This window comes from Providencia sp. PROV076, from assembly GCF_028483405.1.
Taxonomy (GTDB): domain Bacteria; phylum Pseudomonadota; class Gammaproteobacteria; order Enterobacterales; family Enterobacteriaceae; genus Providencia; species Providencia huaxiensis.
The window spans coordinates 68,468-82,853 of the sequence record NZ_JAMPRR010000011.1 but is presented as its reverse complement, the minus strand read 5'-3'; the positions used below and the strand labels follow the sequence as shown (position 1 = coordinate 82,853).

The 14,386-nt window shown below is 39.9% G+C and carries 11 protein-coding genes; 5 read left to right on the top strand and 6 right to left on the bottom strand.

What is annotated here, in order from left to right; translation table 11 throughout:
• Nucleotides 1-23: 23 nt before the first annotated feature.
• The 6 genes from arnT to PSF67_RS07995 form a co-directional block, all read right to left on the bottom strand.
• Nucleotides 24-1,670, bottom strand: a complete 1,647-nt coding sequence (gene arnT, locus PSF67_RS08020) for a lipid IV(A) 4-amino-4-deoxy-L-arabinosyltransferase (protein ID WP_336313782.1) — start codon at nucleotides 1,668-1,670, stop codon at nucleotides 24-26.
• Nucleotides 1,671-2,034: 364 nt separating this feature from the next.
• The gene (locus tag PSF67_RS08015; protein ID WP_102139168.1) at nucleotides 2,035-3,309 is read right to left on the bottom strand and encodes a bifunctional O-acetylhomoserine aminocarboxypropyltransferase/cysteine synthase; all 1,275 of its coding nucleotides are present in this window, start codon (nucleotides 3,307-3,309) and stop codon (nucleotides 2,035-2,037) included.
• Between the two features lie 286 nt (nucleotides 3,310-3,595).
• Complete coding sequence (locus PSF67_RS08010; RefSeq protein WP_102139169.1) at nucleotides 3,596-4,855, bottom strand: aromatic amino acid transport family protein; 1,260 nt, start codon at nucleotides 4,853-4,855, stop codon at nucleotides 3,596-3,598.
• Between the two features lie 276 nt (nucleotides 4,856-5,131).
• A complete protein-coding gene (gene dcuC, locus PSF67_RS08005; protein ID WP_102139170.1) occupies nucleotides 5,132-6,490 on the bottom strand; it encodes an anaerobic C4-dicarboxylate transporter DcuC in 1,359 nt (452 codons plus the stop codon).
• Between the two features lie 251 nt (nucleotides 6,491-6,741).
• A complete protein-coding gene (locus tag PSF67_RS08000; protein WP_102139171.1) occupies nucleotides 6,742-7,197 on the bottom strand; it encodes a regulatory protein RecX in 456 nt (151 codons plus the stop codon).
• Between the two features lie 270 nt (nucleotides 7,198-7,467).
• Nucleotides 7,468-8,925 carry a DUF4026 domain-containing protein gene (locus tag PSF67_RS07995; RefSeq protein ID WP_195698124.1) on the bottom strand — a complete coding sequence of 486 codons (1,458 nt, stop codon included), beginning with the start codon at nucleotides 8,923-8,925 and terminating at the stop codon, nucleotides 7,468-7,470.
• A gap of 253 nt (nucleotides 8,926-9,178) precedes the next feature.
• Here PSF67_RS07995 and PSF67_RS07990 point away from each other — a divergent pair, with 253 nt between their 5' ends.
• The 5 genes from PSF67_RS07990 (at nucleotide 9,179) to PSF67_RS07970 (ending at nucleotide 14,177) form a co-directional block, all read left to right on the top strand.
• Nucleotides 9,179-9,361, top strand: a complete 183-nt coding sequence (locus PSF67_RS07990) for a hypothetical protein (protein WP_102139173.1) — start codon at nucleotides 9,179-9,181, stop codon at nucleotides 9,359-9,361.
• A gap of 237 nt (nucleotides 9,362-9,598) precedes the next feature.
• Nucleotides 9,599-10,585: a hypothetical protein gene (locus PSF67_RS07985; RefSeq protein ID WP_195698123.1), complete on the top strand. Its 987-nt coding sequence runs from the start codon at nucleotides 9,599-9,601 to the stop codon at nucleotides 10,583-10,585.
• Nucleotides 10,585-11,730, top strand: a complete 1,146-nt coding sequence (locus PSF67_RS07980) for a BamA/TamA family outer membrane protein (RefSeq protein WP_102139175.1) — start codon at nucleotides 10,585-10,587, stop codon at nucleotides 11,728-11,730. The genes PSF67_RS07985 and PSF67_RS07980 overlap by 1 nt, the downstream gene beginning before the upstream one ends.
• Entirely contained in the window at nucleotides 11,730-12,875 is a 1,146-nt protein-coding gene (locus PSF67_RS07975) for a DUF4056 domain-containing protein (RefSeq protein WP_166267814.1), read from the top strand. The genes PSF67_RS07980 and PSF67_RS07975 overlap by 1 nt, the downstream gene beginning before the upstream one ends.
• A gap of 492 nt (nucleotides 12,876-13,367) precedes the next feature.
• Nucleotides 13,368-14,177, top strand: a complete 810-nt coding sequence (locus PSF67_RS07970) for a protein bax (RefSeq protein ID WP_102139177.1) — start codon at nucleotides 13,368-13,370, stop codon at nucleotides 14,175-14,177.
• Nucleotides 14,178-14,386 lie beyond the last annotated feature (209 nt).

The window sequence follows — 14,386 nt, the reverse complement described above, 5'->3', positions numbered from 1 at the left end:
AACAACATCCCAACCTACTATCGCTATTGGCCTTCATAAAAGGCTAAAACAAGATTACCTTCCCGAATAATAATTGGGTTGCCGGGTAATGCGTCCAACAATTCACGTTGGGAATTTTCTACGACAACCGCCACATCTTTATAATGATAATTTTTTAATAAATCAGGTAGCTGTTTTAAGCTATAAAACCGATTAGCGGCATCTGGGTATTTTAACCCGTAGCCTAACTCCCCAGTTTGGTGAAGCATCGTAATATCACTGCGTTTAAGTACCCATGCTAATGCCGTACCTAACCCGACATTATTGGTTAACAGTATAGGTTTATCCGCTAACTGACGATGATACTTCGCAATCACCTCTTGCGGTGTATTATTACTGGCAATACGCGATGGGATGATATGACCCACCGTTAAACTAATTGCCACCGTACACATTGCAGCTAAATACCAAAACCGTTGTTTGAAAGAGACCAAGGCAACCAATAACCAAAAAATAAACGCGCCCGCGGCTAACCATAACTTCCCACTTTCATCGGCCTGAAACACGCTCAATTTAGGGTAATAAGCAGAAGCAATAATTCCCCCAGCAATAACGAAACCTATCAATGAGTTAATCAATGCATTCAAACGAATAGGCCGTGTTTTTTTCTCCGTAAGTATTTTTTCAATGTAGGCAGCCATAAGAACCGCAATTGGTGCAATACATGGCAAAATATAGGTCAGTAATTTCCCTTTAGTAATACTGAAGAAAACAAATGGCACAATAAACCACAATAGAAAATAAATATGTAACCCTTTTTGTTGCCATGCATGGCGTAGCGCACCAAAAAGGTAACCTAACCAAGGTAATACCGCGGCGAGCAAAATAGGAATATAAAACCAAAATGGGGATTTATTTTGCGCATTATTCGCCATAAAACGTTGAATATGCTCAACCCAGAAGAAATAATTCCAGAAATCAGGCTCACGGCTGGCAATAACAAAAGCCCAAGGCAAGCACACGACAAAAGCAGTAAATAGCGAGACAAATGAAAAAATAAACACTTCTTTGAATTGCTTAAAGTAAATAGCGGCAACCGAACAAACAAGCACAGGCAGCACTAACACAAGAAAGCCTTTTGTTAATACCCCTAACCCACAAGCTACCCCCATCATGATAAAAGCGAGCAATTGATGAGAGAAGGATTTTGTTGTTAACCCCCATTGGAAAAAGAAAATTACCATTGTGATAAATGCTGTCACGATGGGGTCAAGAATATTGTAGGTGCCGATAGTAAAAACCATCAACATGGAAAGATAAATAAACACCGCATTGAAAGCGAGCCGTGAGTTTTTCCAAGCCATTTTGGCACTGAGGTAAACAAATAGCCCACTGACTAATGTGCTAAATACCACGCCAAGGCGAACCGAAACGTTGTTTTCACCAAATAACATTTGGAAAATAGCCCCGACCCAATAACCAAAAATAGGTTTTTCAAAATAGCGGATATCTAAAAGTTCAGGAACGCTCCAATTATAACTAATAATCAATTCCCGGCTAATTTCTGCATACCGTAGTTCATCTGGTTGCCACAATAACCTACCGTTTAACGGTAAAAAATAGGTTACTAGAACAAAACCAAATAACAGACACCATTTTAGGTAGGCAACTTTATTGTTTGCCATAATCATCTCATCTCAACCATTCTTGTTATTGATATTTAATAATTTTATTTCATCTGAACAAACATACTCTTTTTATGTAGCTATTATCGTTATGCCAATTAAACCCCATTTAAACAAGTCAAAAGTTGATTGGTATAAATATCGCTGTATATAAACAATTAATAAATGGAAACTCCATTTTATCGATAAAGAGATAAGAATTGCAGATTAAGACTAAATATATAAAGAATAGTTCAGTCTTTAAAAATAAGGTAAACATTAATGTGTTCTTAATATTAACCATTAATACAGAAACGTGTACCGCGGTCTATAAACAACAAAACCGGTCAGGGCATTCACCATAACCGGTTATTATTCATACCAAATAGTTCTATTTAGCCGCGACGAGTGCTTGTTCAAGGTCGGCTAGAATATCATCGATATGCTCTATCCCAATTGATAAGCGGATCATGTCTCGGGAAACCCCTGCTTGTGCTAACTCTGCATCATTAAGTTGACGATGCGTCGTTGATGCAGGGTGGCAAGCGAGTGATTTAGCATCACCAATATTCACCAACCGCACAATCAGTTTCAAAGCATCAATAAAGCGCGCCCCCGCTTCTTGTCCACCTTTAATACCGAACGACATAATACTGGCTGGTTTACCGTTCATATATTTTTGCGCCAAACCATGTTCAGGGTTACTCGGTAGCCCTGCATATTTTACCCACTCTACTTGTGGATGATTTTCGAGGTAGTTCGCCACTTTTAGCGCATTTTCGGTATGCCTATCCATTCTTAGCGCGAGGGTTTCTAAACCTTGTAAAATCAGGAATGCATTAAACGGTGATAATGCAGCACCCGTTCCGCGCAATGGCGCAACACGGCAACGAGCAATAAAGGCCGCTGCGCCAAAATGTTCGGTATAACTGACGCCATGATAAGCCACATCCGGCTCTATCAATAACGAAAAGCGATTCGGGTATTTTGTCCATGGGAACTTACCTGAATCAATAACCATTCCACCAAGTGATGTGCCGTGACCACCGATATATTTGGTCAATGAATGAACCACGATATCTGCGCCATGTTCAAATGGACGACATAAATACGGTGTCGCCACCGTGTTATCGACAATCAAAGGAATACCATGGCGGTGCGCAACTTCAGCGAGTGCTGCAATATCAACAATAAAGCCCGCAGGGTTTGAAATCGACTCACAAAAAATAGCCCGCGTCTTATCATCAATCAGCGCATCAAATGCAGCGAGATCGTCATGCTCCGCAAACCGTGTTTCAATGCCTAAGCGCGGCAGAGCATGGGCAAATAAGTTATAGGTTCCACCATACAATTTAGCGACAGAAACAATGTTGTCCCCTGCTTGTGCGATAGTTTGAATCGCATAAGTAATTGCCGCCATACCGGAAGCAACAGCTAAACCAGCGACACCACCTTCAAGCGCAGCAACACGTTGCTCTAGAACATCATTCGTTGGGTTCATAATTCGCGTGTAAATATTACCCGCGACTTTTAAATCAAAGAGATCGGCACCGTGCTGAGTATCGTCAAAAGCATAAGAGGTGGTTTGGTAGATTGGCACGGCAACGGACTTAGTGGTAGGGTCAGGAGAGTAACCGGCGTGAATCGATAATGTTTCTAATTTCATTAGTTATCCTTGTTACGACGCACTGGAATAGGTACAGCCAGAGGTAGTGATTACGTTATTATGATGCTGTGATAACCTTAGATATTACCTAAGCCGCTACACCGAGCAACTACTTGCACTTGAAATTATTTCACATTGATAGATGTGGTGAGGGTGATTATCACACTCTTCAGCTTAAAAATTAGTTATATCAATGTCTATCCTTATAACCTATTTCATATTGATATAAAAAAAGCCACAACCTTTACAGGTCATGGCTCTGCGTCTTATAAAACTTTATTTATAATTATAGAAAAGCACCATAAATAACTGAAGTAATAGAAGCTAGCCCACAAATAAAGGTGAATATTTGGGCAGGCTTTGACGTACTGTATTTCTTCATTGCAGGAACAATATTCATCGACACAACAGGTAGAATGAATAGGATAGCGGCAATCATTGGTGCCCCCATCGTTTCAATCATGCCTAAAATACTTGGGTTACGAATAGTCACAATCCAGGTTGTAATCACAATAAACAACATGGATGCCATTTCAATTTTCTTCACAGAGAAAGAAGAACGAGATTTAATCAACCCAACTAAACCTTCGTGAGCCCCTAAGAAGTGACCAAAGTAACTCGATACAATCGCAGCAAAAGCAACAATTGGCCCTAAATAAGACAAGATTGGCGATGGATTGATATTCGCGATATGTGATAACACACTGATATTTTGTTCTTTCGCAACGGCAAGCTCTGCTGGGCTTAGTGATAACACCACAGAGAAAACGAAAAACATCACAAAGCCTGTCAGCATTAATGCAGCACCACCCGTGATCATATCTGTTTTCACAATAGCATTATTACCAAACTGCTGACGTTGGTCTTTAGTAAATTGACTGATGATTGGGCTATGGTTAAATGAGAATACGATTAGTGGGATCGCCATCCAAACAACCACAGGCATTGCACTCCAATCAGGAGCCACCTCTAACATTGACGTATTCCATTCAGGAATTAAATATAATGATAAAGCTAATAAAATGAACACCAGAGGGTAAACCATTAGAGAAGTAAGCTTTAACATAAGCTCACGACCAAACACCACCCCAGCAGTCATTGCAGCAATCAGGACCCCAGACAGCAACCATCGTGGCAGTGGTTCTATTTCGAGTTGATTTACCAAGAACGAATCAACGGTATTTGTGATACCTACACCGTAAATCAATACGATAGGGTAAATAGCGAAGAAATAAGCGAATGTAATAATATTTGCGCCTACTTTACCAAAGTGCTCTTCTACCGTATCTGTAATATCAGCATTTGGATTTTTTGAAGATAAAACAAAGCGTGCTAGCCCTTTATGAGCTAACCAAATCATTGGAGTTGCAATTATTGCCAATATTACTAATGGCCAAAACCCCCCGGCCCCTGCTTTAATTGGTAGAAATAAAACACCAGCCCCCACTGCGGTACCGAATAAAGAAAGTACCCAAGTAAAATCCTTATAGGTCCACTTACTAACAGGTTTATCTGCTGTATCTACTGTTTTTTCAATTGTGCTCATCTTGTGTTCTTCATCATTAACGTTATTAAAATAAGATGTGCAGATTTTGCATTAAATAAGCAACAGTGCCTAATTTAATTACGCTATTTTTTTCAACTTTTTGGCGTAGATCTCGTTAATAACGTAAAAAAAATAAATACCACGTAATTATTCTGTGAATAAATAATTTCGCAATTAATTAAAAAAGTAAATTTTAGATATAAAGTATTTAATTTTTAATTTGAAAAATGGCTGAGCCATTTGCTCAGCCATTTTTTTACCTGAAAAACTGAAGTTTTATAGGTAGACTGGAACTAATATTTCTGTCGCAATCACCACCACAACCAATCCAACTAATACTGGAATTGACGTTCTTTTTACCACTTCAAAAGGAGAGATTTTTGCCATACCAGATACAGCCACGACCACACCTGATACAGGCGATAAAGTCCGTCCTAAGTTAGAGGCTTGCAACATTGGGATCACTAAATAAGCAGGATTGACGCCCATTTGTTTTGCTAAATGAGGGATTAGCTCAACAAACGCATAGAACGGTGCATTCCCCGAGCCCGTTGTCATCGCAGCTAACATCGTAATCACGACCAAGGCAATCATCATCACAATTGCACCTGAACCAAATGATTGTGCGAGGTCAATTAGCCCTTTGATGAAACCAATGGTGCTTAAACCCTGAGCAAAGACCCCAGCGGCGACTAACAACATCACAACCGTTGCAAATGCATCGGCCATTCCTCTATAACAAACTTCTAAACCACCATAGACGTGTTTAGCGCTGAAGCTGCGTAAGAACTCAATGACTGCCGCTAAAATAATGCAGCCAACAATAATAGTTACAATATGCAATTCAGGCGCCCATTTACCATCAAACACTAAAACACCGATAATTGGCGTAAAAGGTAAGATAGCGTAAAAAGCAGGTGCGTGTGTTTTGATTTCATTGACGTCTAACATTTCTGTTTTGACATTCTCTTTTCTGTCTAAATAACGTTGCCAGAAGAAGTGTGCAATTGACATTGCCACAATTGCCGCAATAGAAATCGGTAAGGTTGTTTTAAACGCAAAATCAATTAATGGCATTTCAGCTGCTTTTGCCGCCAAAATAACGTCACCGGATGTTGGCGCTAAAATAATTGCCGCTGGCGATGCACAAATTGCCGCTGCTGCACCACGACTGATCCCAACATTCACCATGACAGGGAATAACGTCGCCATCAGTAATACACCAAGGCCTGTCGCAGAGGAAACCGCTAACGACATCAAGCATGCCACAATATAAGCGGCAACCATCAACAAATAGGGGGAGTTGATCATTTTTAATGGCTTAGAAGCAATTTTTACCACAACATCATTTGCCCCAATGTGAGTCATATAAGATGCAAACCCACATAACACCATGATCATCATACCAAGGTCGCCACCTCGGCTCATTAATAGGAATTTTATGTATTCCAGAATATCTGTTACGCGCCACCCCGTCGTCGGAACAGAACCTGGTAAAATACTTTTGCCCATAATCGCAGTAATGATCAGAAGTAAAATACCCCCTGTCATTAGCACACCCGTTGCGGAATATCCTTTTATGATATAACGCCCAACTCCAATGGCGACAATAACGCCGATTAAGAGCTCAATCATTTATTTCTCCTGCCTGTCTTATTTTGTAATTATAAAAAATCACTCTGCCTAATCATTAAGCAAAATTCACTGACTATGATCATATCAACAGATGATTTTTAATATAGAAATACGTTAAAACACAAGAGGAATAAATAAAAAATCTTTTTTAGGCGGCAGTTTACAGTCGATATCCCCATATATTAATAAAGAATAGGAAGATCAGCTTAGTTTAGCTATGTCATGTTTTTCACATTAAGGAGGGAAATTGATTAACTAAATAACTCATAAATCATATCACCAAAAAAACCGCGATATTGCAGATAACGAATTTGCTTACTTTTTTCTTTAAAGTCTTTAGGAATACTATCCCCAAATTTCTTACTGCGTACCAGTGCGGCCTTTTCAAACCAATCTACATCTATAGTGGCAAAATGTTTTTCCACAATCGTTTCAGTAAAACCTTTCTGTCGCATTTCTTGTTTTATCCGCAATGGCCCATATCCCTTGCGCAGATAACCTTGCATTAATAGCCCTGCGACACGGTCGTCATCAAGAAAATGTTGCTCACTTAATCTTTCAAGCACCAATTCAATTAAAGGCTCATCAATAATACCTTCATTTTTCTCATACATACGCCGTTTCATACGCGCAAATAGCTCAGCTTTCCCATAATCACGGCGGGAAAGCATAAACAAGGCATATTGGTAAAGCTCGGTTTCATTCATGGCGTTAAACTTTCATCATTAAATTGGGCGCATTGCGCGCCCAGTCTAACATAAACCTTTGTACTCTAGCTTGAATAAGTATGTGATTCGGCTGGCGGAGCTCAGTCAACACCCATGCGGTTTGAATCGTGACGCGTATATACTCTAAATAATTCAAGTTGCATGTAGGCGACAAACGAAGACAGACCGATGAGCATACATAAGTATGTGATTCGGCTGGCTGAGCGCAGTCAACACCCATGCAGCTTGAAGTATGACGAGTATGACGCGTTAGTGAACTTGAGCACCACTCAACAATTTATATATCGTATCAGGAGTATAACTGCCATCTTGGAAATAAATTGTCCAATCCGTAATATCGTCGCGCGTTAATGGATAAACTTCCCCTTCTTGCATATTTTTCACATAAAAAGGATGGTTAATTAAACGCCCTTCAAACTGGTCACCATTCCAAGAAACGGGTTCAAACCACATATGTTCATGACCATCGAAGTCTTCTTCTGCGTCATGATAGCCAATACCGCATTTCACCAAAAAGCGCCATTCTGAATCTTCAGCTTCCTCGTTTTTACCGAGGAATTTGGCAAAGAAACCTTTCTTCTGAGCCACTGGCTTTGGCCCGTAGTTATCTAACATATGCGTGAAATATTCCCAACGTAATTTGGCTTTACGGGACATATCAGCGGTTTCTTCATCTGTACGCATAAACATCATCGCGTTTTGGTCTTCAAAGCCTTCAAAGAAACTTTCTAATACAGGGTTTTCTTGTGTCACACGGAACAACATCGCGGATGGGTGCTGATGAGATTCATCTCTATCATGCCAATCTCCCATAAAGCGCTCTGATGACGCATCTCCAAACTCGAAATTCATCTCTTCAAGTGGCTTCAAGTCATCAATTGGCGTTGATTTACCCACGTGCAACAGACCTTCTTCGAACGGTACTGCAACTAAATACTCATAGCCTGCTTGAGTTTGACCAATAAAAATAGGTTCATTAAACACGATTTTTCCGTGAGTAATACTGTTATTTACGAAGCTCCAAAACAGTTCGGGAATACCATAATAAGAAGCGATCGGGTGAGGTATAATAATTTCCGCTTCAGATAAACCACAGCGAGCCAAACCGTGCGTATGGAACCAATACATGGTCGGGGCGCGCTCTTCTTCTGGCTTGTCTTCATTATCTTCTTGGTCATAAATGGCATGAACAACATACAAAGAATCAATACTTGGCATTAAGTCATCAATGAGTTGGAAATTAAGCCACTCACGAGTAAACACTTTCCCTGCGGCAGAAATATCCAGGCCCAGTAATAAATCGGGTACCAAGATTTGAATGACCTTCAGCTGCTGAAGGTAATTAACCAATGGTTGCCCTTGAAATAAGCACTCAACAATCACCGCTTGAGGGGCTGCGCTTGCCTCTGCGTACAGTTCGGGGCTGATTGGGTCAGTGGCAAAATAAGGGTTGATAGTATATTCCGGGTCGCTATCCACTAAAGCGATATAAAAACGTAATTCTTCTTCATCTTTTTTGCAGCTAAAGAAAAAGCCGCCGTCCTCTGGAATATAATCTATTTCACCATCAGTAAAATACGTTTGCTCTTCTAAACGCTGCTCAAGTAATAAAGACGTCAGCTCAGAGCCTGGGACAGCAACCATCATTGATGCTTCTTTTTCGCCCTCACCTGCTGCGGTATCAAGGTAATATTGTTTATTATTCATTTTCAGACCTATTAATAAGTGACTCTGGCGAGGATATCAGCTTATATTCATTAAGAATATTGTGATTATTCTTAACAAACAGAGATTGTGATTTGATCCTTCATATTGTAACTAAGTTAATAAATAATCATTATTCGACAATCAGTTATTCTACTTTTCATACTGTATTGACTGAGGCACAATAATGCTCTTTCTTTAGTTTGCTTTAAATTGATAAAGCAAAAAGTTCTATTTCAATAAAGGTAATTCAAATATGGCTGATTTAACCAAAGCACAAAAAGAATATGTCGATGACCTCGCAATGCAACGTGTTTTCGATATGAACAGCGATGAAGTGTTGGTCAACGCCTTAGAACAAAAAATTCACCAAATGGAAGACCATTTGAAAGCCTATTTTCATGAGCGTGTTAAGTTTCATCAGCAAACTAAAAAATAGCCTTTTCCCCGCTCAGTGCCGATGCTGTTCATGATATCGGCACCTGTTTTGCCCCTTTTGAGCGGCTATTCTTAAATAAACAATAAACGCATATTTATTTGGTTCTATTTATCAACAAAAAAGCATTAAGCGCCATCTAAAAATGGGCCTCTAATGATAGAATTATCATCATCACTGTACGACTAATAACAATTTATCTATTACACTTCTTTTTTGTCCAAATATTGAGCCAATTTTATGAAACGCATTCAATTCAGTACTGCACTGATCCTTTCTTCTATTATGAGCATGTCTGTGAGCTTTGCTGATAGCGATCGCCCATTATTTTCAGTCTCTGTAAGTGAATCTGGAGTACCCCAAAATAACAGCGAAGGCGGCATTACTCGTTCTTCTACCTCAGAGTCACGAGTACTGCCGATTTGGGGCGATGAAGCCCGTGCTCGAGGGTATGATTTACCGGAACCATTTGGGGCAAGTTATGGTTATATGAATATGCGCCAAGATATTGTGGTGGATAGAATCGGGTTTATTATGCCTAAAAACCCAGATACCGCAGCTGCGCTGAGTATTGATGCTGGCCACACACGACAAAAAAGTGAAACTCACACTCTAAAGATAGACTCTTGGATTTTTCCTTTTTTAAATGTTTACGGCTTATATGGCCACACTAAAGGTAAATCACATACTACATTAAATGGTGGTAGTTTAGGTGGCTTATCCTTAGATTTTTTACTTAAAGATCAACCTTTCGATTTAGATTTTAAAGGGAAAACTTATGGTGCTGGTTTTACTTTAGCCGGAGGTTATAACGACTTTTTCACAACATTAGATTTAAACTACACCAAAACCAACCTTGATGTTTTAGATGGTGACATTAAAGCTTTAATAATTTCCCCTCGTATTGGTTATCAATTCACTTTTGATCCACTAATTGATGGGCAAGGTGATACAAAAATTCAAATTTGGACTGGTGCCATGTACCAAGATATCACCCAACGTTTTAAAGGGAATGTAAATAAACTTGATTTACCTCCTGCATTTCAAGGTTTTATTAATGCCCTAGATGATCCAGGCATGAAATTCGATGTAAAACAACACCTTGCTCATAAATGGAATAATACTGTCGGTGCTCGTGTCGAATTTACGCGTAATTTTAATGTGCTCACTGAATTCGGTTTTAATAACCGTAATACCTTCTTTGTGTCTGGAGAATTCCGTTTTTAATGTGGCATTCGGCAATTATTCAAAGGCTGGCCTTGCTCAGCCTTTTTATTATTTTTCCCGCTAAAGCTGATTTCCTTCCCGATCGCCAGCAAATCGATGGCTGGCTAAACGATCTCGGGGGGGAAAATAGCTTTGATGAAAGTAAAACTGTTGATTGGGGCATATTGCCAGGGCCATTTTATACCCCCGAAATGGGCATTGGTATTGGTACCGCTCTGGTTGGTTTATATCGAATAGATAAAGAAGATAAACAAACCCAGCCATCGTCTATTGGCTTAAGCGGTTTTGCGTCGTCTACAGGTGCATTTGGCTTAAATTTTACCAATTATAATTTTATTGATAACGACCAGTGGAGATTATTTATTTCCGGCACAATTAACAATATTCCCACTTATTATTGGGGTAAGGGATATTCTGCAGGGAAAAACGATCACAATAAAGAAAAGTACCATTCCCAAGAGTTCCAAATAACCCCAAGAGCCTTATACCAACTGGCTGATTCTACTTATGTTGGGCTCGGTTGGAACTTTTCGTCAATCAACGCCAGCGATCCTGATGATGGCGCCAAACACTATTTCTCCAATTCAATTGGGGGTCGCTCGGTATTAAATTCAGGCATCAGTGCATATTACAGTTATGATACTCGTGATTTTTTGCCTAATGCCTACCAAGGACAAGCTTTCGAAGTGGTTTATACCTATTTTGCCCCAAATCTAGGGAGTGACACTCGTTTTCAAACCACCCAATTGCAATATGCGTACTATCATCAGTTAGCCGAAGAGACTGTTATTGCGTTCGACAATTATGCAAGGTTTTCAAGCGGAAATGTGCCGTGGAACCAGCTATCATTACTCGGTAATGGTAACCGTATGCGCGGGTATTACGAAGGCCGCTATCGTGATAACAATATATTCACCAGCCAAATTGAGCTTCGCCATAAACTCGATTGGCGCCATGGTATTGTGGGTTGGTTAGGAACAGGAACCATGAGTGATACGGCGTCCGAATTAGGCCAAGGGCATTGGTTACCTACCGTAGGTGTAGGCTATCGTTTTGAATTTAAACCAAGAATGAATGTCCGTTTGGATTTAGGTGTCGGCCGCAACAGTACAGGGATCTATTTTCAGGTTGGGGAGGCATTCTAATGTCCAAATGGGTTACACCAATAGGGATTGCGCTTTTATTAGCCGCCTGCCAAAACCATGACAAACTAGAATTGCCCACTATTGAGCCAGTCGTTACCCCTTATACCGTTGAGGAGGCCTCACAAGCTTGGCCTGTTATTGCTTCTTTAGCCCCTCCACAAGGTTTACGGGCTTGCTGCGCTTTCGGCTACAACTTGCAAGCTGAACTATGGGGACTACCTGTCCCGTTTTACACTATCGATAATATCGTTGAAGCAGATAGCCTCGGTGAACATCATTATAATGACAGCTTTTTAGGTGCCTCTGCGGCATTAATGGGGCTCAGTAATGAAAAAATAGGCTTACTCTATACGGATAAAAGCGGGTTTATTGATATTTCCCATGTCAGAGATACTGCAGATTATACTTTTTACTTATTTAGCCAAATTTATCCACGCCTTGGTCAACAATGGTCGCTATCTCTTAGTGAGGAGCTAGCGGATAGACAAATACATTTCAGCGCATTTGAACCGCCACAATCTGCTGAGCAGCGCTATACCCTTAGTGCCTATTTAGCCGCAAAATTAGCTTTTCAACTCGCTGTATGGCATGAAATTGCGCAGTGGTATGGTTACCAATCTGTACCAGGATTTTCTGAAGGGATTTCCGCATTTTCCCCTGAAGACCTGTACTCCAATTTACTCGGTTCTCGTCTGGCCTTAACCCTGATACTACAAGGCCGAGCTGGCTCTTTAGCCACTTACTCTCAATCAATGGAAAAGATTCTTCCACTGGCTCTTCACCAGCTAGGCAGCAAAGATAGAAAAACCACACGGAAAACATTTGATAGCGTTGATGGTTTGTGGTGGAACAGTTACCGTAGAGTACCGGAGAAATTTCTTGTTTTAACAAGAGATTACCATACAAATGACCAACGTTATCCTTTGATGCCCCCACAAATTATGCCATCTGAAGGTTTACTTTTAACCTTGCCCGAACGCTACCTCAAATATGATTTGTCATTACTCGCGCAACTGCGCTTGCTCCCTACTGACAATATGAAGCAACTTCCCAAGCCTGTCTCTTATTGGACGGTGGCAGATTTTCCAAAGTTGGCGGAAGATGCGAAGCAACAAGATTTACTGCAACAAGTTTTAAAGCCTTAATCAGCAGATTTGTGATATTCATGTAAACCGCTTTATCGGACTTTGTCCTGTCATTACCGCACTTAGAATTTTAAGTTAAATGTCACTTTTTACTCATTTGCAGATAATAATGTTATTTCACTTTTACCGCCTCGATAGACTTTAATAAAACGATGAAGATCTCATTTTGGTTAAAAAATAGACATTCAATCGCTTATTTTTCAGACAAAATAACCCTATAATAACTGAATGAATAGTATGAATTTCAATCAAATTTAACTTAAGTTAACGCTAAGCGCCACGAGAATAAACAGTTTAATTTATCATTCATCACATGAAAATATACCAATAGAAACATTCAACCATGCAAAAACAGCAAGATCATAATAATTGAAAAAAGTCTACAAAATAATACAGAAATTTCCCTAATGTCACCCGGATAAATGTAGCTCGTAAAAAATTAATCTGCTAATATTCGCTCGAATTTTGTTCAGAGATACTTAGGAGAAGCAAATGCCCTCTCGAACGATGAGGACAAACGCCGTCTTCGCTTTCTTATTTTTACTTTTATTTTCGAGCCTGAGTATGGGCTCCACCAGTACCAGCACAATGCTCAATAAAGAGTATACTAATAAAACTGTGCAGCAGAATGTAAGTCAGGCTAAAACCTCACTCCCTGATTTACGTAAATACCCTTCTGGTACGCCTCGAAAGAAAGCATTTTTGAAAACGGTTGTCCCTGTTATAGAAAAAGTGAATAAGCAGATTATGGCTGAACGTACTTGGTTGTTATCAGTACGAGCTAACAAGAAGTGGAGCGCCCAAGAGTTGCGCCGTCTTGAACAAATCTGTAATAGCTATGGTATGAAATGTAGTAATCCAAAACGTTTAAATTGGAACAAACTATTGAGTCGAGTCGACATCATGCCAACACACTTAGTTGCAACACAAGCAGCAACAGAGTCTGGTTGGGGTACATCACAACTCGCTCTGCAAAACGGTAACTTATTTGGTATGCGCTGCGGTAGTGGCTGCCAGACCAAACAAGGAAAGATTAAAGGCTATTCTACATATTCTTCTGTAGAAGATACCGTTACTGCTTATATGAAAAACATGAATACCCATAACGCTTATGAATCTCTACGAACTTCACGAGCAAAGCAGCGTTTATCAAAAGATGAGCTGGATACGAAAAAGCTAATCAATGATATGAAGGGGTACTCAGAGTTAGGTTCAACCTATAACCGCTATTTACAAGAGATGTACGCGAGTAATGAAGAATTGATTACACAAGCTCAACAAAGAGCAGCCACTCGCATTTAATGTTGTATCACCAGGTACAAGACATGAAAAATCCACTTAACTAAGTGGATTTTTTTTATCCCTCACAAACAGCATTGAACTTATTTTACTCATTCAACCAATTCAGTTTTTTAGATTTACTCTATTGCTCTAAATAGTTCGAGTGGTGGCGAGGCGGCAAGAGAGGATATCCCTAGGAGCATACATAAGTATGTGACTAGGGTAGCTGA